Source organism: Rufibacter tibetensis, from assembly GCF_001310085.1.
Lineage (GTDB): Bacteria > Bacteroidota > Bacteroidia > Cytophagales > Hymenobacteraceae > Nibribacter > Nibribacter tibetensis.
On the sequence record NZ_CP012643.1, the window covers coordinates 2226839 to 2251410 of the forward strand.

Below are 24572 nucleotides of genomic sequence, written 5' to 3' on the forward strand. Positions count from 1 at the left end.
TAAAGGTAGAAGCGTAGAAAGCAGAAAGTTGGCAGGTGGAACATCATGATACATGATACTTGCTACGTGATACCACAGAATTATGCAACAACCAAATCAACGCGGCGGACAACGGGTGCAGCAGCAACAGCCCTTCAACCCACTGGCCATCCGCACAAAGAAAAATCAGTTAGATAAGAATGACTACGCCAAAATGGCGCTGGTGCAGGTTTGGAAAAAAGAATGGTGGCGCGCATTGATTCCGCTGGTGCTGTTCTCTTTGCCGGCCGCTTTTGCCTTCTCATGGTGGTGGGTAGCCGGTGCCGTGATTGTAACTGTACTGTATGTGTTAGTGCGTTCCGCGCAAGTGATGGGTGTAACCCAGATGGAGCAAAGCAACGTGCTGTTTGAGCGCGTGATGTTTGAAATTGACCAGCGCCAGATTTTGATGAAGCGCAATGACCGCGAAGGCATGGCCCTGCAGTGGGAAATGATTGACCGCGTGGCCACCACCAAAGACGCCTACCAGATGTACCTGAAAGGCCCGGCCGCTGACCAACTGCCAAAAGGCTGGAAGGGTTGGGTAGCCAAGAACTTCAACGTACCCGTGTTCCTGCATCTGCCGTTCAAGATTTTCAACAACCCCAATGACATCAAACTCATGGAGTCATTGTTGCGCCGTAAAAACCTTATTCCCGCATAAGCGTCTAAAAACAACAAAATCTGTTTTTGACTTAATATTCCCAAAAATGATAAAAAATACACTTTCCCTTTTCGCCCTAGCTGGTGCGCTTTTGCTGGCCTCTTGCAGCAGCCAACCTTCTGACCTGCGCCCTGAATTAAAAGTATCCACAGATTCAGTGCCTCCAGGAATGCGGAACAACACGGCTAACATTGACAACGCCCGCAATGAAGACGCAGTAACTCGTCCTGATGTGTTGATCAACCATGACGAGCACGAGAACAAAACCCAGCCAGGTACTGAGAAAGGTACTCGTTCAACCCAGAAAAGCGTGGAAAAAGAAGCTGTAGAAAACAACGCAGCAGGAGACCTCCATCAATAATACAACCCCATCTGAAGCCCGTTTTTGGTCTGTTTTTTGTAAAATGGGCCTAAAACGGGCTTCGGCGTACCTTCTAATTTCCATGAGAAAGATCTCTTTAGTTTGGGCGATGACCCTGGCCTCTGTGGCCTTTGTTTCTTCCTGCAGTAACTCCTCTTCCGCAGACCAACCTGCGGCTGCTTCTACAGAGGAGGAAGCCACCACCCCGGCAGATTCAACTTCAACCCAGGCCGGACAGCAGATGGCGTATATCTGCCCCATGAAGTGTGAAGGCAGTGCCAGCATGGAGCCTGGCAAATGCCCGGTTTGTAGCATGAACCTGGAAAAGAATCCAGACTTCCATGCCTCGGCTGACTCTACCACTGCGCAGTAAGCTTTTGTCCCGGTTTTATCTGCCGGGCAAGAGGAGCTGCCTTCTTACCTTTTCCGCACCCGCATGATAAATCCGTCAGATTGGTTTTACACCTGGTTTGATTCGCCGTACTACCACCTGCTGTACAAGAACCGTGATGCCAAAGAGGCCCAGCGGTTCATGGACAACCTGTTGAACCATCTTCGGCCGAAGCCTACCTGCAAACTCATGGATCTGGCCTGCGGAAAAGGGAGACACGCCATCTACCTGAACAAAAAGGGGTATGACGTGACTGGATTAGACTTGTCTGAGAAGAGCATAGCTTTTGCCAAACAGTTTGAGAATGAGCGTTTGCACTTCTTTGTGCATGACATGCGGGAGGTGTTCCAGCCCGAAGCATTTGATTTCATTTTCAACCTGTTTACCTCCTTCGGGTATTTTGATGCCGATTATGAGAATGTGATCACGCTGCGGGCCATTACGGACACGCTGAAACCAAAAGGCAAACTGGTCATTGATTTCATGAACACGCAGCGGGTGATTAACCGGTTGGTAGCCAAAGAAACAAAGGAGGTGGAAGGCATTACCTTTCACATTACCCGCAAAGTAGAGGCTGGTTTCATTCTTAAGACCATCAGGTTTGAAGACAAAGGCCAACCCTATGAATTTATAGAAAGAGTACGGGCGCTCCGGTACCACGAGTTTATGGAGTACTTCCAGATGACCCAGCTTCGGCTTGCCGGCGTGTACGGTGATTACAGCCTGGGGCCCTATGATCCGGAGAAGAGCGAACGTATGATTTTCATCCTGAAGAAATAAATTTCATGATAGTAGCGGTCTCCGTTCTATTTTTTACGGTATTAGGTGCCGGGTGGCTTGTGCGTTTCCTGCCCAGAGACAACCAGCGGTGGCTCAAACTGCTGCTGGCCTTTAGTGGGGCGTACCTGTTTGCGCTCACCATTCTGCACATTTTACCTGATGTTCTGCTCAGCACCGAAGACCCGCACAGAGTGGGCTTTTACATTCTGGCTGGTTTCTTTCTGCAACTGGTGCTGGAGGTTTTCTCCCATGGCGTGGAGCACGGGCATATTCATGCGCACCCAGAGGGCAACGGCCATCACCATCACGGCAGCTCTGTGCCGGTGCTGTTGCTGACGTCGCTCATTATTCACTCTTTCCTGGAGGGCAGCGTGATGGTGCAAAGCCGCATGGCTGCCCAGCAGGCGCATGAACATCTGCACAGCCACGCCCATGTAGGCGATAACTTTTACCACATTCTGGCAGGCATTGCGCTGCACCATATTCCGGCGGCCATAGCCCTTATGTCAGTACTGGTGACGCAGCTGCACAGCTTTAAGAAAGCGTTTGGGTACTTGCTGCTGTTTGCCGTGGCTTCACCGGTGGGCTTGTTGTTCAGTAATTACGTGGCCCTGGAGAAACTGCTTTCGGGCGAAGCTTATACCGTTCTGTCTGGCTTAGTAGTGGGGAATTTCCTGCATATTTCCACCACCATTTTGTTTGAAACCAGTCCAGAGCACCGCTTCAACCAGGGCAAACTTCTGGCCACCTTGGCCGGCGCTTTGATTGCTATTGGAGCCGGTATGTTGTAGAGCATAAATAGGAAACGATAAACCGCCCCTCTGCTTATAGCCTGATTTACAGAAAACAAGCTATAAGCAGAGGGGCGGTTCTGTTTGGTGCTTTGCTCTTGAGCACTATCTTCACCTTTTTGCTTGAAATCAGGATTAAAATTTGCGGGATAATGAGCTAAGAATGAGCGGTCGCGCAGGTTTTTCGTACTAATATTTTCTACTCTGAAAGATGAAAGTGCTATGAAAAGAATCATGGTTTTGCTCTCGGTGGTGGTGCTGGTAGGAGCCGTTGGTTTCTGGCTGTACAAACGCTACGGCGAGGGTCCTGAATACTCCCTTTATCAAATCAAACAAGCTGTAGATAACCGCGATTTGGTGGCCCTGGAGAAGTACGTAGACGTGGACCGTACCACAGCCAGTTTCCTGGACCAAGCTGTGCAGGCGGGCATGGCTGAGCTTCCTCAAAAGGAGCAAGCGCTAGCTGCTATGGCGCTGGGCATGGCCATGGCGTCTAAAAAGCAGGAGGTGCTGCAAACCCTGCGGGGCGGGATTGAAGAGTACGTAGCACACAGAAGATCAATTGACGGAAAGCCGGCCGCAGTAACAGAGGAAGAGTGGGCGCAGCTGCAGGCGGTACTTCCCGTGCAGAAGCTTCTGAAAGAAAATCCTTTGATCAACAGCCGGCTGGAAGGCATCTCCTACGTGAACCGGGAAGACTCTCTGGCAGTAGTGGGGTTAGATCTGCGCGTGCCATCTAACCCTAATCCAGTTATTGTGGAGGTGCAGATGCTTGACCGCGGGAGTTATTGGCAGGTTGTAGGTTTGCCTAACGCCGGAGCCGTAATGAAGCAGCTTGGGTTACTGGAAACATTTAAGAACCTCCAGAACCTTCCCCAGTTTAAACTGCGCATGTAACTCCCAGTTCAATCCTTACCACAAATTTATGTAGTCCATTTATAGGCTGTTTTACAGAAAGCAGCCTACAAATGAATGCCAGTCCTCTTCCAACCCATGGTGTACTTCCTGTTAATTGATTGCCCAGACCGCAAAGGTCTTATCTTCACCATTACACAGATTGTCTTTAGAAACAACCTCAACATTACCAGCAATGACGAGTTTGTAGACCGGCAGCAGAATTACTTCTTCATGCGGGCTGAATTAGCCGGAGAGGTGCACCCCCAAATGCTGGTAGAGGAATTGAAGGCAGAGCTTCCGCCCGATGCCCGCATCAGGCTGGTGCCGGAGCGCATGAAAAACATTGTGATACTGGTCACCAAAGAGCACCACTGCCTGGGAGACCTGCTGTTAAGGCATGAATACGGTGACCTGAACGCGAACATTTTGGCCGTGATAGGAAACTATGCAGAATTGGAGTCTCTCGTAACCCGATTCGGGATTCCGTTCCACCATGTTTCCCATGAAAACAAAACCCGTGAGGAACATGACCAGGAAATGAGCCAGGTAATGGCCGCTTACGCTCCAGAATATGTGGTGTTGGCTAAGTACATGCGGGTTTTGAGTCCGGGGTTTGTGGCACAATTTCCTAACCGCATCATCAACATCCACCACTCGTTCCTGCCGGCTTTCATTGGGGCTAACCCGTACCGGCAGGCGTATGAGCGCGGTGTGAAAATCATTGGGGCCACCGCTCATTTCGTGAACAGTGACTTAGACGAAGGGCCTATTATTGCGCAGAACGTCATTCAGGTAAACCATGCCCAGAATGCCCGAGACATGGCGCAATCGGGGCGTGATGTAGAGAAGATTGTGCTGGCGCAGGCGCTTAAGCTGGTATTCTCTGAAAAGGTGTTCGTGAGCAACAACAAAACGATCATCTTCTAGAGGTTCCCAGCATGAATCTATACTCTCTCAAGTTGTCATCCTGAAAGAATCTTGTGAGCAAGCGGTAATAGCAGCGATTAAGAGCCTTTCTGGTTCGCCCACAAGATCTTTCCAAGATGACAACGTGAGAGAAACTGCTTTCATGAACAATCAGCAATGCATAATCCTCTAGTACATCCGGGGCAACTCAATTCCCTTGATCTTCCTAAAGAGGCTGATGGCGCTGCTGTCGGTGAGGCCTGAGATGAAGTCAGTGATGTTGAGGATCTTCTCATAGGCATCTTCAGAAAGTTGACGTTGCGGACCTAGGAACTGATCAGGAACCAAATCCAAGTACTTGCGGTGACGGCCCGCCGATGGATCAAAGACCGCTTTCAGGAAGGCTTCCAGCAAACCGCCTAGTACTTCAAAGCCGGCAGCTTCAATCTCCAGCACCGGGCGGTGACGGTAAATCTGGTCAATGGAGATCTTCTTGATGTCATCCAGAGCAGCTTTCTGCTGAACCAGGTTAATCAAAGACTGGTCAAAGGTGCCGTTCAGGATTTCTTCTTCGTGGTTCAGGAAAATGCCCGCGCACTCGTAGATCAGGTTGTTGATGATGACAGCCCGCCATAAGCCAAGCTGTTCCCGCCAATCGTGGAACGTGGTGCTGTGTACTTTGCCCGGGCGTTCATTCAGCAGCGGGTACAAAAGCTCTCTGGCTTGCTCAAAAGGAATAAGACCCAATCGGCAACCGTCTTCAAAGTCAATAATGCGGTAACAGATGTCATCGGCAGCTTCTACCAGAAAGGCCATGGGGTGCCGGTGAAACGCGTGTTCTCCGGCGGGTAACAAACCCAACTCCTCGGCAATTTTTCTGAAGTGCGCCTGCTCGGCCTGAAAGAAGCCGTACTTTTTCTCGCTGGCCTTTTTGGTGCCTTTCACCACCGCGTCTGAGGGGCGCGGGTATTTGGTGAAGGTGGCCAGCGTGCTGTAGGTAAGGCGCATGCCACAGGTGCCGGTGCTTTGGCCCGGATGGGTATGCGTGATAATCCGGAATCCGGCGGCGTTGCCTTCAAAATTCTGGAGGTCAGAAACCTGGGCAGGAGTTAAGTTTTGCAGAAACACAGCGGCCTCAGGGCTTCTGAAAAAAGAAGAGATGGCATCTTCGCCGGAATGGCCGAAAGGCGGATTTCCGATGTCATGCGTAAGGCAAGCCGCGGCCACCATGTCCCCAAAATCAGATTCCAGCATGCCCGGATACGTCTGGAGAATGGCCGGATGCCGCTCCAACAGCACTTTGCCCACCATGCGGCCCAAAGAACGGCCTACGCAGGAGGTCTCCAAACTATGGGTAAGGCGGTTGTGCACGAAATCGCTTTCGGGCATGGGCATTACCTGCGTTTTGTTCTGTAAACGGCGAAAGGGCGTGGAAAACACCAGGCGGTCATAATCGCGCTGAAACTCCCCGCGTACTGACTCATCTGTGGCGTGTTCTTTGGTTTGGGCATCAAAGCGCTTCTTGGAAATAAGGCGCTCCCAGTTCATCTGTGGCATAACGAAACTCTAAACCCCGAAACTACACTTACTCCACGTTCAAACCAAACGAACAGGCAAAGGAAAGGCTTGCTGCTTAGGGCCTGTTTTCCAGAAAACAGGCTCTAAGCAGCAAGCGAGATTACTCCAGTTTCAGGTACCGGAGAGTGCCGCTATCGCGCGCGGTGGTCCATCTGATGAGCAACAAGCCTCTAACAATAGGCGTCTTTTCATCATCGTTTTCAGGAAACAGCGTTAAATCATACCTGTTAGATTCAGGAGAAACCGAAATCTCAAAGGTTCGGTAAAGCCTGCCAGATACATCATAGATAGCGAGCTGTACCCTTTCTTCCTGTGACGCATTGAAGTACAGGGAGGTCTGGTTTCCGCCGGGGTTAGGGGCCAGTTGTCGCACAAAGCCTGGGCCTACTACCTGTACCACATCTGAGTATTCCTGCGTGTTGTTAGACCTGATTACGCGCAGCCGGTAAAAGTTAAGTTGGTTGAGGGGCGCTGGGTCTGTGAACTCATAGGTTGCGGGTGTGCCTCTGGCGGGTACGCGACCAATGGTGGTGTACGTGATGCCGTCTGGACTTCTTTCTATGGCAAACTCAGTGATACCGTTCTCCTGTTGCGTGGTCCATTGCAGCAATACTCGGTTATCTGCGGTAAGCTCACCCTCCAGATCAATCAACTCCACCGGAATAGCGCAGGCATTGGCCGTTTTAGGGACCATGGGGCTAACGTTGCAGGGCGGGGCTGTAACGCTGCGTTCTACCACATATCGGCCGCCAGCGATGTCTGTTTCAGCATTGAGGGTCCTGGAAGCCTGACCTGCGGCCACGGCGTAATGCATTACTGCTCTTGGTAAGATAAGATGGCTCAACTGATGGCCGTGCCCTAACTCATGTACCACCACGCTCTGAAAGTCAAACTGGCGGTTGGTGGCAGCATCTGGACCGTACTGCCAGTCTGAACGACGGGCGTACTCCATGTCTATCTCTCTCACCCAGAAGTTAACGACAGTGCCCGTGATACAGCCCCGGTATCTGCTGATGGTACGGCCCAAAACGTTGGCGGGTAAGTCTCCGGTGTTGGCAAAAATGACAGAGTTGAAGTTGTCCTCGGCGGTAGTGGCCACAGGTGCATTGGAAATGGTGTTCCAGTTCACGAAGGTGGTACAAGACCACTCGTTCATGGAGCGCTTGAAGGCGTACAACGCAGGTGTATTGCTTTCAAAGCTGGCCCCAAACCGGAACGTGTAACCGCCCTGTCTGTTCTGGTCTATAAGCCGTGGCTGGTAGCTTTGCTCAGGAATACCCCGGTCATCGTCTTTATAGCCCACATTGGAGTGAGCGTAAAAAATAGTGATGGAAAGGGCCGAAGTGGCGGTGTTAGGGTCATTGTTCACTACGCGCACCTGGCCTGAACCTGCTGTGCCCCCGTCTATGCCGTAAGAAGGAACCTTCACCCTGATCTCGGTATCTGACCAGCTTAAGTAATCGGTGGCTAAGGGTTTTATAAAGGTCTTTCCGCCATCGTCAGCGTTCCGGAACTCCACGTAACCGGTGCCCCGGGTTGTCCCGAAGTTAGTACCCGTGATGGTGAGGACATCACCAGTGCCCGCCCGCAAAACAAGAGGACTCAGATTGGTGATCAAAGGGATTTGCCGCCGCTGGTTTTCAAGGGTAACTTTTGGCTTCAGGGCTGTATCCAGTTCCGTATTGGCTTTCACGGTGCGGACTGAGGTGCCCGAAACACGGGTAAGTGCGCCATAGACCTCCAGCGGGATAGAAGAGTAAGTAGTAAATGGATCCTTGCCCGTGCCTCCAGACAAGTTGTACTTGATAAAGCCTTGCATGCTACCATATACTGCATAGCGGGCGTTTTTCTTGGAAGTATGCAGGAAGAACACCCCCTGTTGCTGGGACTTCAGTTGAAGCGTAGAGGAATACACGTGCATGTCTAAGCCAACGCGGCCACCTTCGGTCACAATCTCCACTGTAGTGGAAACCGGGGTGCCTTTGAACACCTTGAAGACCTCCACCTGGTGGGCAGTGTATATGTTATGGTGCTGGTCATCCCAGAAAGAGCGCTGGCTTACCACTTTTCCTTCCACCACCAGTTCAGCGGCTTGCATGCGTTCTTCCAGAGACAAGGGAATAAGCAAACAGGCGTCCTGCGCCTGAACTGCGGGAGTGGACAAGAATCCTAGACTTAAGGCTAGCAGAAAAACGAAAAGAAAGTTCTTTTGGGGGGAAGAAAAGGAACGGGTAAACCTATACTTCATATACACAATGGCTAGATAATACTGGACAAAAAAATCATGCCTGGGGGCCGCAATGTAGAAAGATAATGGACCGGCGCCACCGTTGCAACATAACTACGGAATATATCGCCTTCATGGATGGAGGGGGAGGCGTGCGCCTGTAAAAAATTGGGGCACTTACCCCAAAAGGATAAATGCCCCAAAAAGCTAAACAGAAACTACTTCAGGGTGAAAACGGAAAAGAAACAGGAGATATTGTAAGGTGCTGGAAAGAGATGCCGCTGATTTTGCTTTCTTTTCAGAAAACAGGCTGAAAATATAAACTAATTAAGGATAGTTCTCTACGCCTTCTTTTTGCAAAGCAGCTCTGGGGCCGAGGCATGATATTTTTGAACCGTAAAAAGGCGCAAGGTTGCTGTGTGATTGTGAGTAGAAAGAGGAGGATATTTCTTCTCGCGGGAGCAAAGACAGGTTTTCTGGAGGAATAGTGCCTGCCTAAAAACACAAAAAGATCTGGCGTTTATTGCCAGATCCCTTTGCTACGTTACACAACAACTATTTCTCCTCTAAAACGGAAGGAGCTGGTGCTATATTGTGTAGGCGCAAAAATTTATTTTCTGTTTAGAGGCCTTTTTTTCAAAACTGCTCCTGAACTGGGTTTACTTGAATTTGGCGCCTTTCTGGCCGTACCAGGGGTGTGATTCCATGATCAGGCGACCAGCTTTTACGGCGGGGTCTACTTCGGCTTCTTCTATGGTGTTGACATTGAAAATGAAGATGCCGCGCACATCTCCGTTGTCAAGGAAAGGTCCGGCCAAGGTAAGTTTCCCATCGGCGGCCATTTTGTTTATGTGTCTATGTGCGCTTCCTGAATCTTGGTAGCCGTGAGAGAATTCTGGCTACGGTTTTGGCCAACCTTCAGGAAAGCCATGTAATAGGTCTTCATCTCGCCATCGGCAGGTTCTTTGGCAGCCGGCTTGGTCTGGGCGAACGCGCCGGAAACTCCGCACAGGAAGAGGGCTAAGAAAAGGATGAGTTTTGCTGGCATAAGGGCAGATGGTTTCTATGGTGAAATGATTTAGTCAGGCTGATATGGGGGGCAAGGGTGTTCTATTGGGAAGATAAAAATGTTTTTTCTAATATAGTTGGGGAAATAGCGCTTCTGTAAGGCTACCCGACCTTTAGTATTCAGAAGCTGGAAAGGAGAACATCCTTGCTGTCAGAAACAATAGCTGAAGCAAAGAACATGAGAAAGGTGCTTCTGCTGGTGCTATCTTTGAAAGGCTGCAGATTAGTCGCTTTCAGTAGATGGGAAAGCCGAGGCAGAACGTTACTTGAGAATGAAAGCCCTGCTTTTTGGCAGTTATAGATAAAACTAACCTAAAACATGAACAAGACCTTTACGTTTCTATGGGTCGCTGCCCTTGCAGCCGCAACCGGCTGTAAAACCAGCACCCCATCTGCTACAACATCGGCAGATGCCAAGGCTCCGGTAGAAGAAACTGCCGTGGCTGTCAAATCAACTTCCATCATGTACCCGAAAACTGAAAAAATACCGCATACAGACACCTACCACGGTACGCAGGTACCCGACCCTTACCGTTGGCTTGAAGCCGACACCGCCGAGAACGTAGCGGCATGGGTGAAGCAACAGAATGATGTCACGTTTGACTACCTGGCCAAGATTCCGTTCCGGGAGCAGATTAAGCAACGCCTCACGCAGCTGTGGAACTACCCTAAATATGGTGCGCCTTTCCAGGAAGGTGGCTACTATTACTTCTACAAAAACGACGGTCTTCAGAACCAGAGCGTACTCTACCGCCAGAAAGGCCTGAATGGCACCCCAGAACTGTTCCTGGACCCGAACAAATTGTCTGAAGACGGCACCACCTCTTTAGGAAGCCTGGACTTCAGCAAAGACGCCAAATACGCGGTGTACACCACCTCCACGGGCGGCTCCGACTGGCGTGATGCCTACGTGCTGGATGTAGCAACGGGCAAAAAGCTGTCTGATGAACTGCATTGGATTAAGTTCTCGGGTACCAGCTGGCACAAAGATGGTTTCTTTTACAGCCGCTACGCTGAGCCTACCCAAGGTTCTAAGCTGGCCAATAAGAACGAGTACCACAAAGTCTACTACCACAAAATAGGCACGCCGCAGAGCCAGGACAAACTCATCTGGGAAGCCAAAGAACACCCGCTTCGGTTATTGTTCGCAGCTACCACCGAAGATGAAAAGTACCTCATCCTTACCGCGTCAGAAGGTACCAGCAACAACTCGCTGTATGTGAAAGACCTCACCAAAGCCAATAGCCCCATTGTGCCCTTGGTGGAAAGCTTTGACAAGGAGTATGGCGTAGTGGAAAACATAGGTGACAAGCTGATTGTGCTCACAAACCATAGTGCCCCTAAGTACAAGCTAATTGAAATAGACCTGAAGAAGCCACAGCAAGCTAATTGGAAAACCCTGGTGCCTGAGACCGAGAATGTGCTCAACTATGCTTCTCTGGTGAATAACCGTCTGCTGCTAAACTACATGAAAGACGCGGCTACCCTGGTACGCGTGCATGATACCAAAGGCAAGTGGTTGCATGATGTGGCTTTGCCTACCATTGGTACTGCCAGCGGGTTTAGCGGGAAGAAAGAAGACAAAACCGTTTTCTATACCTTCACCTCGTTCACGTACCCCAGTGCCATCTACCAATATGACGTGGCCACAAATAAATCTACCCTCTTCCGGAAATCTGAAGTAGACGTAGACATGGAGGCCTATGAAACCAAGCAGGTCTTCTACACCAGCAAAGACGGCACCAAGGTTCCCATGTTCATCACCCACAAAAAAGGATTGGTGCTGGACGGGACTAACCCTACGTACCTGTACGCCTACGGCGGATTCAACGCTTCCATGACTCCTAGCTTCAGCATTGGACGCATGGTTTGGCTGGAGAACGGTGGCGTGTTTGCCGTAGCCAATATACGCGGTGGCGGTGAGTACGGCGAAGCCTGGCACAAAGCTGGTATGACGCCCAACAAGCAGAACGTCTTTGACGATTTTATCTCAGCGGCTGAGTACCTGATTAATCAGAAATACACCTCTTCTCAGAAGCTGGCCATTGCCGGTGGGTCTAACGGAGGGTTGTTGATTGGGGCAGTAGCTAACCAGCGTCCGGATCTGTTCAAGGTGGCTTTGCCTGCCGTGGGCGTGATGGACATGCTGCGCTTCCATAAGTTCACCATCGGGTGGGCGTGGGTGCCAGAGTATGGTTCCTCAGATGATGCCGCGCAGTTCCAGAACCTCCTGAAGTTCTCGCCAATTCACAATATCAAGGAAGGCGTAAGCTACCCGGCCACGTTGGTGACCACCGCCGACCATGATGACCGTGTAGTGCCTGCGCACTCGTTTAAATACATTGCTACGCTGCAGGAAAAAGGGGTCGGCCCCAACCCGTACCTAATCAGGGTAGACGTGAAAGCCGGGCACGGCGCCGGGAAATCCACCACTGCCCAAATTGCTGAGGCTACTGATGTGTGGGCCTTCACGTTCTACAACATGGGCGTAACTCCATACGGAGGGCAATAACTAAATCTTTTGACATGTTATTAAATGCCGATGCTCCTACCGCATCGGCATTTTTTATTGCCCAAGAGTGGGTGTAATTTGCAAGCCAATTCATACTTCATTGTAGAAAGAACCTATGAGCGTATCTGTCAATATCAGGAAAGGCACAGAAGCCGACCTGACCGGTGTACATGCCTTGATTGTAGAACTAGCCGTGTATGAGAAAGCCCCTGATGAAGTTACCAACTCCATTGAAGACATGCGGCGTGATGGGTTCGGAGCCCAGCCTATCTTTGAGTTCTTCGTGGCTGAGTCGCCCGAAGAGGGCATTGTGGGTATTGCGCTCTATTACACGGCTTACTCCACCTGGAAAGGCAAGATGCTGTTCCTGGAAGACATTGTGGTGACGGAGCGCCTGCGCCGGAAGGGCATTGGCCGGTTGCTGTTCCACGCCGTGGCGAAAGCCGCTAAAGAGGAAAATTATAAGCGCATGAAGTGGCAGGTGCTGGACTGGAACGAACCTGCCATTAACTTCTACCGCAGCATAGGCGCAAACCTAGATGTAGAATGGATTAACTGCAACCTAAGCCAGGAAGAACTGCAGCAGTTTTAGAAATTTACCCTGAAAATAAGAATAGCCTGAAAATGTATTGAAGCGTTTTCAGGCTATTTTATGTAATCTGATCAGAATGGCCACCTGCATTTCTGAGACGGTAGAAGGGATGAAAAGCTACCCTACTACTTCTAATACTGTTCTGAAAGAAACAAACTGCCCTGGGTACTGGGCCTGCATCTTGGCTTGCATGTTCTGGTCGTGCTCGCGGTGGTATTCCAGCAAATCATCCATGTGGCGGGCGTAGTACTGGATGGCGTAGGTAGTGCCTCCGTTGTCTTCCTCTTCCATCACCTTGGCGATCTGAAATTTGACAAAGAAGGTGGTGGCCATCACCTCCGGAATATGGGTTTCCTGCATCCATTGTAGCCAGTCTGCGGCTACCTTGTTGTCTATGTTTATGGTTTCGTTATAGAGAATCATGTGCGAAATTACTGCTTATCTTGACAGACTAACAAAGAGCCCTGAGAAATGGTGCCTGGTTCTGTTTCAAGGCTAATTTTCTGCAGTTGCTATTGAGCATAGTTTGTTTACTTGTAAGTATCTTGGCAACAAAACTTGGGTTCCATGAAGAAGATCTACGTCGTATTGTTTGCTCTTGGGTTAGTTGCTTGTGAGAAAGAAGAGGAGACTGCCCCCTTGGAATATCCATCAACGTACACTTCCTCTTATTTGGAGAGTACGTCCAAGATAAGGGTGTTTACCCGGCAGGGAGAAGTCACAGACCCGCAGGTGATCAGTAGCTTTGTGCGGAGATACGGGGAGTCTTTTTTGTTTGAAAATGGCCATAGAAAGGATGAGACACCAGAGCGTGCAGACTCCCTGCGCATCATTTCAGCCACAAGTGCCCAATCAAAAAGAGGTTCTTTTCGCAAATGGAGCGATTTTTCGCTTGTGAAGAAGGGCCAAGATTTGGAGCTGATAGGAAAAGATACTGTTTACTACGTGGGTGCAGAATGGAACATAAGTCGGGATGAATATCTCTTCAGGCTTTCCAGTGCTTTCTACAAGCATCCATATGCTTACCATCAGCAGCTTATTCCTCTAAACTCAGGTTTTACCTACCGATATGTAGAAAGAAAGGTGGCGCGAATCAATGGTCAGCAACTGCATTTTCCTATGCTAAATTATGCCTTAGCGCTGTATGCCAATTACAATGGGCAATACAGGCCTATAGGCTACACTAAGATCAGTGGTGTAAATAATGTCTTGAAGGAGCAGCCAGATTTGAATCAGTTAAAAGCAGGTGACTCCATTGCTTATCAATCATTTGACCTCGTTTTTGAAAAGAAATAAGCTGACTCTCCTGATGCGGAAATGGGAGCGACAAGAATGATGCTGCCAATAATAAGCATTTTGTTTAGGGGCCGTTTTGAGAGAAACGGCCCCTAAACGTTACTCTACATAATCAAGGTCTTTGCCGTAGCTCTCTGGTAAAGTTAAGATGGCCGCTAGTGCAATGAGCAAGGCCACTGCGCCCAATATACCGGCAGTCAGTAACAAGCCCCATTCTTCTTTGTAGGCGCTAAATAAAAGGGTAAATGGTACAACAGCGCCTCGCACGAAATTGGGCACTGTGGTGGTGGCTGTAGCCCTGATATTGGTGCCAAACTGTTCTGCCGCTATCGTTACAAACATTGCCCAATAGCCACTGGCAAACCCTAGGGCGCAGCAAAGGGCATAAAAATACGTCTCACTGGCACCATGGGCCACCAGGTAAAGGGTAATGGCTACCCCAAGCAAAAAGAGGAAGAGGGTTACGGCGCCTTTCCGGCTTTTTAGCTTTTGGCTTATTAGACCACTAGCCACATCTCCCAGACTCAACCCGAAATAAGAAATACCGATGGCTTTGGCTGTTGAAATAGCAACGGGTACTCCTAATGCCTGGCCGAATTCTGGAGAGAACGTGATCAGCACGCCTATCACAAACCAGATAGGAATTCCCACTAAGATACATTTCACATACTTGAGGAACCGGGCGCCATTGGTGAAAAGGCTCAGGAAATTACCCCGTACTACCTCCTGCTTCTGGGTGCGTTCAAACATGCCAGACTCATACACCCCAATTCTGAGCAATAACAGAAGCAAGCCCAATCCGCCTCCTACAAAATAGGCCGTGCGCCAATGAAAATATTCGCCTATAATACCGGCCAAGATAGCGCCCGAAATGCCCACTGAGGCTACAATGGTGGTGCCGTAGCCTCGTTTTTCTTTAGGTAGAACCTCGGTGACCAAGGTAATTCCAGCGCCTAGTTCTCCGGCTAATCCTATTCCCGCAATAAACCGCAACCAGGCATATGCTTCCAGATTTGAGACGAATCCGTTAACGATGTTCGCAGCAGAGTACAAAAATATAGAGCCAAATAGGACCGAGATTCTACCCCTTTTGTCGCCTAGTACACCCCAGAAGATCCCTCCTATTAACATGCCTGTCATTTGCATATTTATGAGAAGAACCCCTTCCTCCAGTAGAGCTTCCGGGCTAGTTACCCCCAGGTCTTTGAGGCTGGCTATCCTCACAATACTGAAGAGTACTAGGTCATAGATGTCAACAAAGTAGCCTAAAGCGGCCACAATAACGGCAGTATTAAAGAGTTTAGTTGTAGAAGGTGGTGGAGTAGTGTGTTGCATGGAGCAAGATAAGAAATTAGATATATAACTATTCTTATTTTTAGATATGAATACTAGTGTGTAAAATTATGTATACAACTGCTTTATTCACAATATGTTAGATTTCGTCGTGTATTTCTACAGTTTTATCGGAATTTCAAGAGGTGCCGTGTTGCGCTCTAAAAAAAAGTTATACTTTTGTTAAAGATCAGTAACCTTCTGCTTATGGGCACGTACAAAGCCGCTTCTGTTTGGTTCTTCTTTGCAAGTCTACTCCTGGGAATCGCCCTTCCTAAACAAGGAGCTTATGCCTTCTCAGAACCTCAAGGTAATTCATTGCTTTGGAAGGTAAGCGGACAAGGGATTAAGACCTCTTATCTCTACGGAACCTTCCACCTGGTGCCCAAAGACCAGTTTGCCCTTCCTGGTAAGGTAAAACAAAAACTGATGAAATCCCAGACGGTGGTTTTTGAGGTAGACTTAGACAGCCCTAAGCTGAGTAGGCTCCTTTCCAAGACCATGCGCATGAACCAGCCTTTAGAGTCGTTGATGACCGCACAGGAGTACAGCCTTCTGGCCAACTTTGTAGAAGATTCTTTGGAGCGTAACATGCAGCAGTTTAGATACATCAAGCCAGGCTTTTTGGGTCAGTTGCTCCTTTATCCTAAACTGTTGGGTTACAACCCAGAATCATACGACTTGGCGTTGCTCAACATGGCTAAGAAATGGCACAAGTCCATCTATATGCTGGAAACGCCCGAGGAGCAGGTAGCCTTGTTTGACCAGTCAACACTGGAGGACCAGACTTCTCAATTGCTGAACAACGTGAAGCAGTTTGACAAGCAGCGCAAGCTCATGAAAAACATGCTGAGCCTTTATCAGCAGGAAGACTTGAAGAGCTTATATGAACTCATTATCTCCCAGGAAGACGCGCAGAAATCAAACAGCTTGCTGCTGGACGAGCGGAACCACAAATGGTTAGCTCCTATGGTAGACATGATGAAGAACAGCCCGTCGTTTGTGGCGGTAGGTGCCGCTCACCTTGCCGGTGAAGAAGGGTTGATTCAGTTGTTACGAGCGCAAGGCTACAAAGTAGAGCCGGTTTTAAATTAGTCCATACTATCCCTTTATTAATAAGCCCAATGCATGTAATTATGCGTTGGGCTCTCTTTTTATAAAAGGTTATGAAACCGTAAGCTCACCTCTAAGGCAAGTTGTTGTTACTTATTCGGAGGTAACCAGAAAGCTTCTGTTTGAGGCATGATTTCAGAAAAGAGGTGCAAAAGAAAAGCCCGGCATTGCCGGGCTTTTCTGCATAGATAGGTTTTAGATTACCGGATAGTCACAGGAAATAATACCTCTACATCTGTTTCACCAGTATTGATGGTGCTGGTAGCGCTCTTCGTGCCAGGCTGGTGCTTAAGAACTACTTGCAGGTTACCAGAAGAGGCTCCTGTAGTGGTCATTCTGGTTTTAATGCCTACCGGACGGTTATTAGCGTCCATGTCATTGTAGGCTACAGCCAGGTTCAGGCCGCTGGATACTACGTAAAAGAATTGGTGCTCATCTCCTTCTTCCTGTACCTCTGCTGTGATGTCCTCAACGGGGTTTTTAGATTCATCCAGTATCTCTACCGTCACGTCATATACTTTATTTGGGACCAGCGTAGGGCCAGTGATAACGGGTGCCACGCCGCCTGCACCATCTATGTCACGGTAGCTGGCTGTTACATTTGTGCCGCCGCCTTGTGGTACCATGGTTAATTTAAGCGTGGTAATCAGTTCTTCCTCATTGTTAGGCGTTGGATCGTCGTCATTGCTGCAAGAGGTAGCGGTGAAAACGGAAGCGGCGAACAAGATGGCGAGGGATGGTTTCAAAAATAACTTCATGGTTAAAAGGTAAAGTGAATAAAAAGTGATTAAAAATTTAGGGGAATACTAACTCTAAGGGTAACGTTCCTACCGGCTTCATCGGCATAATACCGGAAGCGATTCAGGTAATCACGGTAAGCAGTGTTTAAGAGATTTCGGCCTATAAGGCCAATGTCAATCTGTTGCTTACCTACGTGCAGCGTGGTGCCTAGTTCAGCATTGAGCAGGAAATATCCCGCCGGAGGCATGGCATAGTCGCGGGCAAGGTAGTTGTCTGGAACATGGCGTTGGCGGGTCACGGCCAGGCCGCTCACCTGCAGGTAATTCTCGGTAAGGTTGCCCCGGATTCCCAGTTTGTTCAGAGAGTAGCGCAAGCTGTTTTCATAGCGGTCACTAGGAATCCAGATCAGGTACTCTTCGGCCGTTCGGTTATAAGCCCGCACCAGAGACGCTTTGCTAGAGAACAACAGTTGGTCTGTTAACTGGTACGTGACGCTGGCGTCCAGGCCGGTAAAGGTAGCATCGGCGTGCCGTTGCCGGGCCGTCAGGAAGGCGCCCCTAATGGTGAGCGTGGGAATGGTATCCGGTTCCTGATAGATGTAGTTTTGGATGTAGTTCCGGTACACGCTGATCTCCCCGTTCAGGCGCTGGTTCTGCACGTAGCCTAGGGTGGCCATGAAATTGTAGGCCCGCTCTACACCTAGCGTTGGGTCACCGTATTCATAGGTGCCCGTGCCATGGTGAATTCCGTTGCTGTACAGTTCACTGGTAGTAGGCGAGCGCCAGGCGGTAGCCGCATTCACGCTAAGGTCCAGGTGCGGTCCCACGTGGTAAATGGCCCCTAACGTACCCGATAGGTTCTGGAACCGTTGCGTGGGCGTGAGCAGCTCATTGTCCAGGCTAGCCTGACCGGTGCGTTGCGGCGTGTCTTTCCGGAACATCTTGGCTTGCAGGTAGCGGTAATCGTACCGAAGTCCGGCTTCCAGGTGCCATTTCTCTTTCTCCCAATGCTCAATCCAGAATAGGCCGCCAGTGTGGCTTTGGTAGAAAGGCACAAAAAAGCGCCCTTCATAGCGGTTGAATTGGTACTGGTAAGAGGCCCCAAAGCTGCCGGTAAGATTGCCCACGGGCCGGTGTTCCCATAAAGCCTCGGTTTGGTGCGTCTCAATCTCAAAGCGCAGGCCCGGTACTTCAGAGCCGCCGCCGTGAATGTCATACTCCTCGCGTTGGTTAAACTGGCGGGCGTAGGTCAAGCTCACCTGGCCCAAAGGTTCTGTCCGGTAGAAGGCCCGTACTTTAAGTAGGTCATGCGTTACGTTCTGGTACGGCCGGTCAATGGCATAGGTGAAATCCGCCTCCGGTTCGGGCCGCTCCCGCTGTATGGCATTGCGTATGTCTGTTAAGTTGCCCACATGAGAGGCCGAGAACACGCCCAGTTTAGTATCAAACCTACTGAAGAACGCTTCTATCCCAAATTTTTCCCGGGTCCAGCCGGCGGCGGCAGAGAAGTTCTGCTCCTGGTAGCCGGTGTTGGCCAGGTAGTACTCTGGAGTTTTGCTGTTACCTGCTTTTTTGAGCGTACCCTGCAATCGCCAACTCAATGAGGGCAGCGCCGCCGGATTGCTTTCTACCATGCCAGACACCACTCCTTGTCTATTGTTGCTTACGCCTACCAGGTTCAGTTGAGCGCTGGTGCCGGCAGAATCCCGCAAAGGACGAGGCTCTACCAGAATTACGCCGCCTATGGCATCAGCGCCGTACCGAACCCCGGCCGCTCCTTTGATCACCGTCAACTCAGAAGCTACAAACGGGTCAATCTCGGGCGCGTGCTCAGAACCCCACTGCTGGGCCTCATGGCGCACGCCATTGTTCATGACCAGAATGCGGTTGCTGTGCATGCCATGAATGACGGGCTTGGCAATGCTGGGCCCAGTCTGGATGCTGCTCAGGCCTGTTATACGTTCCAGTGCCTGCGCCAAAGATTGCCCTTGCGTCTGGGCCAGCTCCCGGCCGCTCAAATTACTATTGGCCTGGGTGAGTTGCTCCCGCTGCTTGGTGCCGCGTATTTCCACAGAGTGGAGTTGTAGTGCGTCTGGATGTAGCCTGAAGTTCACTACTTCCGGCGCCCGGAACGCTTTTGCCAGCCGCTCTGTGGTGTAGCCCAGGTAAGAGACCACCAATTGGTAGGTGCCCGGGCAGAGGTCATGGAAATGGTAGTGGCCATTGGCATCGGTTATGCTGGAGTGCGGCGTGCCTTCCAGCACCACGGTGGCCCCAATAAGCACGCTCCGGTCTTCATGGTCGGTGACGGTGCCGGAAAGCGTAAGGCCGCAGTCAGCGTCAGAAAGGGCATCGGCGGGCAGGGGCATGGGGCCATCTTGCGCGAACGCATCGGCCAAAGGCCAATACCCGCACAGCAGCACCAGCACAAGAAATACAAGGTGTTTGCGCAACGCAGTAAGAAATACAAATGGAACAACAGGAGATACGCTCTCCGGAAAGCCTCTGTCAGGAAGAAAAGCTGTTTTAAGCCTGGTTTAAGGAAAATACCCTGCAAATGGCAAGGCGTTCACCAGCTGGGCTCCAACCTGTGAGGGAAATGATTAGGAAAGGTGAAGGGTGGGCGGACCGCGAAGGTGCTGCTGCGTGGCCGAAACAAGATATCCTGGCTGAGGCGCGGCGGCCCCGAAGGAACATTGATGGGAAGCAAGTACCGGAAGAACTAGCGCCTCTGCAGGTTGAAAAGGCGCGTGGAAAAGGTCATCGGTGTTGCAGTGCGTGTGTTTCTGCCCAATATGTGTCTGTGACTCGTCGTGCGGTTTCTCTACGGTATGCTCGTGCGCGTGCAACTGAAGCAGCAGCTCGTTGGGGGTCATGACCCGCGCGAACAGCAACAGCAGAAAAAGGGCGCTATACCGGGTAAAGTTTTTCACAGGCACAGTGTGGTTACCGACAAATATACGAAATGTTTATCCTGACAGCTAAAACCCTGCCGTATTTACACCAGCAGTGCTGACAACCTGTCATTTTATGGGAGGCTGGAACAGCTTTTGCCTACTCGATTGCTGATTGTGCATCGCTGGTTGAATTTCTTCCGCAGTGCATCATCCCTTATCCTTTTAATGGGAACGGTAAAACATCTCTTTTAGGTCTGCTTTCTGAAAAGTAGGCCCAAAACAGAGCATCGGCTGAGAGCCGAAATAGAGAGAGAAAATACGTTTTTAACACACATCTATATAAAGTAGAAATGGAAGAAAAAGGCACGATTTCGATTCACACCGAGAACATTTTCCCCATCATCAAGAAGTTCTTGTACTCAGACCACGAGATTTTCTTGCGTGAGTTGGTGTCCAACGCCGTGGATGCAAGCCAGAAAGCCAAAAGCCTCTCCAGCATTGGCGAGCTGAAAGGTGACCTGGGCGAGTTGAAGGTGACCGTGAAGGTAGACAAAGAGAAAAAGCAGATCATCATCTCTGACAACGGGATTGGTATGACTGCTGAGGAGATCAAAAAATACATCAACCAGATTGCGTTCTCTGGCGCCACCGAGTTTGTGGAGCGCTACAAAGACTCTAACGCTGACAAGAGCCAGATCATCGGGCAGTTTGGTTTAGGCTTCTACTCGGCGTTTATGGTGGCTGGTACCGTAGAGATTGACACCTTGTCACACGCAGACGGCGCTGAGGCAGCTCACTGGACCTGCGACGGTTCTACTGAGTTCTCTATCACCAACGGAACCCGCACTGAGCGCGGTACTGATGTGATCCTGAACATAGCCGAAGATTCTGAGGAGTTCCTGGAGGAAGCCCGCCTGCAAACCATCTTGAACAAATACTGCAAGTTCTTACCAATTCCGGTAGAGTTCAACGGCGAGACCATCAACAACCCGAACCCGATCTGGACCAAGTCTCCGTCTGAACTAACGGACGAAGACTACAAGAACTTCTACAAAGAACTGTATCCGTTCTCAGAAGACCCGTTGTTCTGGATTCACCTCAACGTGGATTATCCGTTCAACCTGACCGGTATTCTTTACTTCCCTAAAGTGAAGAATGAGTTCGATTTCCAGAAAAACAAAATCCAGCTTTACAGCCGCCAGGTATTCATCACCGACGAGGTGAAAGACGTGGTGCCGGAGTTCCTGATGCTGTTGCACGGCGTGATTGACTCACCAGACATTCCGTTGAACGTAAGCCGCTCTTTCTTGCAGGCCGATGCGAACGTGAAGAAAATCAACACCTACATTACCCGTAAGGTGGCTGATAAACTGAACGAGATCTACAAGAAAGACCGCACTGCCTACGAAGAGAAGTGGAACGACATTGCCGTGTTCGTGAAGTACGGTATGCTGTCAGATGACAAGTTCTACGAGAAAGCCAAAGACTTCGCCCTGCTGCAAAGCACCGACGAGAAATTCTACACCCTGGAAGAGTACCGCAACTTTGTACAGGCCAACCAAACCGACAAAGACGGCAATCTTGTAATTCTATACACGAATGATGCCGAGAAGCAGCACGCGTTTATTGAGACGGCCAAGAACCGCAACTATGACGTGGTGAAGCTGGACAACATGATTGATCCGCACTTCATTGGCCAGTTAGAGCAGAAATTGGAGAAAACAACTCTGAAACGCGTAGATGCTGACACCATTGACAAGCTCATCCAGACTGATGCTAAGCCTGAGAGCGTGTTGTCAGAAGATGAGACCAAGCGTTTAAAGGAGCTTTTCGAGAAAGCGATCGCGAACCAGAACATGACCGTTGGCGTGGAAGCTTTGAGTGTAGACGACCAACCGGTAATCATCACCTTGCCTGAGTTCATGCGCCGCATGAAAGACATGAACCGCATGGGTGGCGGTGGCATGATGATGGGCAACCTGCCAGACATGTACAACGTGACCATCAACGCCAACCACCCCATCAACCACCGCATCTTGAAAGGTGATGACGAGCGCGGCGAAAAGATTGCGAAACAGGCCTATGACTTGGCATTGCTGTCGCAGAACATGCTTTCTGGTGCTGCCCTAACAGCCTTCGTGAAGCGCAGCGTGGAGTTGATTGACAAAGAATAGGAACTCCTTTTAAGTAGTTTTATAGAAAAGATGCCGGAAACGTTTGTTTCCGGCATCTTTGTTTTTGGAGAATATGAAACATCTCTTATAAGGATTGTAGATGATTCCTGCTTGCTGATACTGCTTTAGAAGCGCATTGGCGCTGACAGTATCAGATTTCTGAAGCGCCTTGAAATACGGTTGGACAGCTTTGCTTGCTTTTGAGTTTGGGGCTTTCTTTAGTAAGTGACGGTAAGCTCGATCGAATTCTGGATCTAGCTTGTTCCCTCCAAAAATGAGAACAGGCGTGTTATCCATTCCTATCAAGAAATAGGTTAGGTAATCTTCTGAAATCATTCTAGCTTCTTTGATGAAAATAAAGTCAGGATGCTCTTGAGTGAAGTTTTCCCACCAGACAACTCTGTCAGCAAGCTGAGTTGGTGTAGTGGTTAAACCGCCATCTTCTGAGAAGCCTTCTTTATTTTCTTTATTCAGCTGAACTAAGTATTCTTTTAGGGTAGGACTGATGGAAGGATAGAAATTCTTTGCGATAAAATCTCGGTCCTGATTAAGGTAAGTCATGCCCTCCGTCATAGCTAGCTCAAAGCCATTTGCCTTTGCGATTCTGTTGTACTCCAGCAATTGCTTAGGAATAGGCTCCTTGGTTTTTGTCACCAATGGGTCGTAGTCGGTTGTGTCATTTGCATGCACCTCATTGATCGTGTTATCAACGCGTAGGAAAAACCTGTCAAAAAGCACATAGCCAGAATCAGCGAAAGATTGTGGTTGTCCTTCAAATAGCGCAACGTATTTAGCCGCAGCTTTGGAGACATTCTCCACCTTGGCACTGTCCAAGCTTGTTAAGAACTGCCCATATTCAGCTAGCAAAGGGCTGGATAACTGCTTTGAGGAGACACGTGACAGCTCTGCTCTAGGGCTTCCAGCTTCTTTAGGAACTGGTTTCTTTTGACAAGAGGCTACTAAAAGAAATATACTAAAACATAGTGTAAGAAGCCCCTTCATCTGAGTTTGCTTATTTTATAAAGTAAGTGCGTAGGCGCAGATTAAACGGGGAAGGGAATGCTTCTTTAAAATCGGAGATTAAAACACTCACAAAGATGCGCAAAGAGCAATCACCTAATCCGTAAGAGGTTCACCTTGAGAACCGTTCCTGCTTAACATATGCTCAGACTTCGGCTCAGAAGAGTCAATGATTACCCCGGCCTGTCGGTATTGTTTCAACAAAGCGTAGGCTTGCGTTTTATCTGGCCTTAGTAAGGCTTTGAAGTAAGGCTGTACCAGTTTGTTTGCTTCTGATTGAGGGGCGCATTTATACAACTCCTGGTAGGCAACGGCGAAGTAGGTGTCTATCTTATTTTTCCTTTCTAAGGAAAGCACGGGGGTGTTCACAAGGCCTTCCAGCAACACAGTTAAGTAATACTTCTTGCGGGCCTTACTTTCTTCTGTGTAGATAAAAGAGGGGTGCTTGGCTACAAAGCCTTCCCACCAGATGACCCTGCTCACCAATTCTTCCTCAATAATGGTTAAGCTACCATCTTCGGCAAACCCTTCTCGGGTTTCCTTGTTCACCTGCTCCAGATATTCTTTTAAAGTAGGGCTTATAAAGGGGTAAAAGTGAGTAGCTATGAAAGCACGGTTTTGTTTTAGGTACGTTCCTTCTTCTTTGGAGGCAACTTCAAAACCGTTCTCCTGCAAGGTCTGGTTGTACTCCTTAAACTTTTGGGTTTGTTGGGGAGCGCTGGGTGCATTGGAAGCAAGTACCAGATTGAAATCAGTTGAGGAGCTTTGATGGGTTTTGTTGATGGTCTTATCTACGCGCTGGTAAAACTTCTCAAAAATCACATAGCCTGAATCTGCCAATGCCACGGGTTTCTCCTTGAACAAAGAGGCGTACTCCTGGGCGGCTTCAGAAATACTGCTTACCTCCGCACTGTCTAAATGAGAGACAAACTTTTCGAACTCGTTAAGGGGAGATTGGGGAGGTTTAATTTGCGCTACTAGGGGGGTAAGAGCCGTACTTACCTCATTGACCTGAAGAACGTTTTTTTGCTGACAGGCAATTATCAAAAGCAAAGCAAAGAAGGACAGGGGGAAGGCTTTCTTCATAGACTAAATTTCTATGCTTTTTGAGGTGACGGGTCAATATACAAAATACTTGAGCGAAGTGGATAAGCGTTCTTGCTTTGCCTTTGTAAAAGTGGGTAAAAAGCGGGATTGGTTACTTTTTAAATTTTC

23 protein-coding genes are annotated in these 24572 nt (G+C 49.4%); 12 read left to right on the forward strand and 11 right to left on the reverse strand.

Features of this window, described 5'->3' with window-relative positions:
- Positions 1-82 precede the first annotated feature (82 nt).
- From DC20_RS08900 to purU, 7 genes are all read left to right on the forward strand, one after another.
- Positions 83-682 carry a hypothetical protein gene (locus DC20_RS08900; protein ID WP_062543509.1) on the forward strand — a complete coding sequence of 200 codons (600 nt, stop codon included), beginning with the start codon at positions 83-85 and terminating at the stop codon, positions 680-682.
- A 46-nt stretch (positions 683-728) separates the two neighbouring features.
- The gene (locus DC20_RS08905; RefSeq protein WP_062543510.1) at positions 729-1043 is read left to right on the forward strand and encodes a hypothetical protein; all 315 of its coding nucleotides are present in this window, start codon (positions 729-731) and stop codon (positions 1041-1043) included.
- Positions 1044-1125: 82 nt separating this feature from the next.
- Positions 1126-1416: a heavy metal-binding domain-containing protein gene (locus DC20_RS08910; protein WP_157593109.1), complete on the forward strand. Its 291-nt coding sequence runs from the start codon at positions 1126-1128 to the stop codon at positions 1414-1416.
- 63 nt (positions 1417-1479) lie between these two features.
- Positions 1480-2214, forward strand: coding sequence for an SAM-dependent methyltransferase (locus DC20_RS08915; RefSeq protein ID WP_062543512.1), 735 nt, complete (start codon positions 1480-1482; stop codon positions 2212-2214).
- 5 nt (positions 2215-2219) lie between these two features.
- Positions 2220-3005, forward strand: a complete 786-nt coding sequence (locus DC20_RS08920) for a ZIP family metal transporter (protein WP_062543513.1) — start codon at positions 2220-2222, stop codon at positions 3003-3005.
- Positions 3006-3227: 222 nt separating this feature from the next.
- On the forward strand, positions 3228-3902 hold the full coding sequence (locus tag DC20_RS08925; RefSeq protein ID WP_062543514.1) for a DUF2939 domain-containing protein: 675 nt from the start codon (positions 3228-3230) through the stop codon (positions 3900-3902).
- Positions 3903-3977: 75 nt separating this feature from the next.
- Complete coding sequence (gene purU, locus DC20_RS08930; RefSeq protein ID WP_245652326.1) at positions 3978-4829, forward strand: formyltetrahydrofolate deformylase; 852 nt, start codon at positions 3978-3980, stop codon at positions 4827-4829.
- Between the two features lie 168 nt (positions 4830-4997).
- Here the strand turns inward: purU and DC20_RS08935 are convergent, their stop codons facing one another.
- From DC20_RS08935 to DC20_RS22850, 4 genes are all read right to left on the reverse strand, one after another.
- On the reverse strand, positions 4998-6365 hold the full coding sequence (locus DC20_RS08935) for a deoxyguanosinetriphosphate triphosphohydrolase (RefSeq protein ID WP_062543515.1): 1368 nt from the start codon (positions 6363-6365) through the stop codon (positions 4998-5000).
- Positions 6366-6486: 121 nt separating this feature from the next.
- Positions 6487-8550: an IPT/TIG domain-containing protein gene (locus DC20_RS08940; RefSeq protein ID WP_169788173.1), complete on the reverse strand. Its 2064-nt coding sequence runs from the start codon at positions 8548-8550 to the stop codon at positions 6487-6489.
- 722 nt (positions 8551-9272) lie between these two features.
- On the reverse strand, positions 9273-9455 hold the full coding sequence (locus DC20_RS22845; protein ID WP_157593110.1) for a YciI family protein: 183 nt from the start codon (positions 9453-9455) through the stop codon (positions 9273-9275).
- Positions 9456-9460: 5 nt separating this feature from the next.
- On the reverse strand, positions 9461-9661 hold the full coding sequence (locus DC20_RS22850) for a hypothetical protein (RefSeq protein WP_157593111.1): 201 nt from the start codon (positions 9659-9661) through the stop codon (positions 9461-9463).
- Positions 9662-10000: 339 nt separating this feature from the next.
- Here DC20_RS22850 and DC20_RS08950 point away from each other — a divergent pair, with 339 nt between their 5' ends.
- Both DC20_RS08950 and DC20_RS08955 read left to right on the forward strand, forming a co-directional pair.
- On the forward strand, positions 10001-12193 hold the full coding sequence (locus DC20_RS08950; protein WP_071885417.1) for a prolyl oligopeptidase family serine peptidase: 2193 nt from the start codon (positions 10001-10003) through the stop codon (positions 12191-12193).
- 115 nt (positions 12194-12308) lie between these two features.
- On the forward strand, positions 12309-12785 hold the full coding sequence (locus DC20_RS08955) for a GNAT family N-acetyltransferase (protein ID WP_062543517.1): 477 nt from the start codon (positions 12309-12311) through the stop codon (positions 12783-12785).
- A gap of 117 nt (positions 12786-12902) precedes the next feature.
- On the opposite strand, the gene DC20_RS08960 is transcribed toward DC20_RS08955, so the two are convergent.
- Positions 12903-13208 carry a DUF4286 family protein gene (locus tag DC20_RS08960; protein ID WP_062543518.1) on the reverse strand — a complete coding sequence of 102 codons (306 nt, stop codon included), beginning with the start codon at positions 13206-13208 and terminating at the stop codon, positions 12903-12905.
- Between the two features lie 144 nt (positions 13209-13352).
- Between DC20_RS08960 and DC20_RS08965 the strand changes: the two genes are divergently transcribed.
- Positions 13353-14081 carry a hypothetical protein gene (locus DC20_RS08965; RefSeq protein ID WP_062543519.1) on the forward strand — a complete coding sequence of 243 codons (729 nt, stop codon included), beginning with the start codon at positions 13353-13355 and terminating at the stop codon, positions 14079-14081.
- A 99-nt stretch (positions 14082-14180) separates the two neighbouring features.
- On the opposite strand, the gene DC20_RS08970 is transcribed toward DC20_RS08965, so the two are convergent.
- Positions 14181-15416 (reverse strand): MFS transporter, encoded by a 1236-nt coding sequence (locus DC20_RS08970; protein WP_062543520.1) that lies wholly within the window; start codon positions 15414-15416, stop codon positions 14181-14183.
- Between the two features lie 204 nt (positions 15417-15620).
- Here DC20_RS08970 and DC20_RS08975 point away from each other — a divergent pair, with 204 nt between their 5' ends.
- Positions 15621-16508, forward strand: a complete 888-nt coding sequence (locus tag DC20_RS08975) for a TraB/GumN family protein (protein WP_062543521.1) — start codon at positions 15621-15623, stop codon at positions 16506-16508.
- 218 nt (positions 16509-16726) lie between these two features.
- On the opposite strand, the gene DC20_RS08980 is transcribed toward DC20_RS08975, so the two are convergent.
- The 3 genes from DC20_RS08980 to DC20_RS08990 all read right to left on the reverse strand — a co-directional run bounded on the left by DC20_RS08980 (position 16727) and on the right by DC20_RS08990 (position 20199).
- A complete protein-coding gene (locus DC20_RS08980; protein WP_062543522.1) occupies positions 16727-17284 on the reverse strand; it encodes a hypothetical protein in 558 nt (185 codons plus the stop codon).
- 29 nt (positions 17285-17313) lie between these two features.
- Complete coding sequence (locus tag DC20_RS08985; protein ID WP_157593112.1) at positions 17314-19719, reverse strand: TonB-dependent receptor; 2406 nt, start codon at positions 19717-19719, stop codon at positions 17314-17316.
- A gap of 150 nt (positions 19720-19869) precedes the next feature.
- Complete coding sequence (locus DC20_RS08990; protein ID WP_157593113.1) at positions 19870-20199, reverse strand: hypothetical protein; 330 nt, start codon at positions 20197-20199, stop codon at positions 19870-19872.
- Between the two features lie 314 nt (positions 20200-20513).
- Here DC20_RS08990 and htpG point away from each other — a divergent pair, with 314 nt between their 5' ends.
- Positions 20514-22337: a molecular chaperone HtpG gene (gene htpG / locus DC20_RS08995; protein WP_062543525.1), complete on the forward strand. Its 1824-nt coding sequence runs from the start codon at positions 20514-20516 to the stop codon at positions 22335-22337.
- Positions 22338-22346: 9 nt separating this feature from the next.
- On the opposite strand, the gene DC20_RS09000 is transcribed toward htpG, so the two are convergent.
- Positions 22347-23339, reverse strand: coding sequence for a hypothetical protein (locus DC20_RS09000; protein ID WP_062543526.1), 993 nt, complete (start codon positions 23337-23339; stop codon positions 22347-22349).
- Between the two features lie 114 nt (positions 23340-23453).
- The gene (locus DC20_RS09005) at positions 23454-24443 is read right to left on the reverse strand and encodes a hypothetical protein (RefSeq protein ID WP_062543527.1); all 990 of its coding nucleotides are present in this window, start codon (positions 24441-24443) and stop codon (positions 23454-23456) included.
- Between the last annotated feature and the right edge of the window lie 129 nt (positions 24444-24572).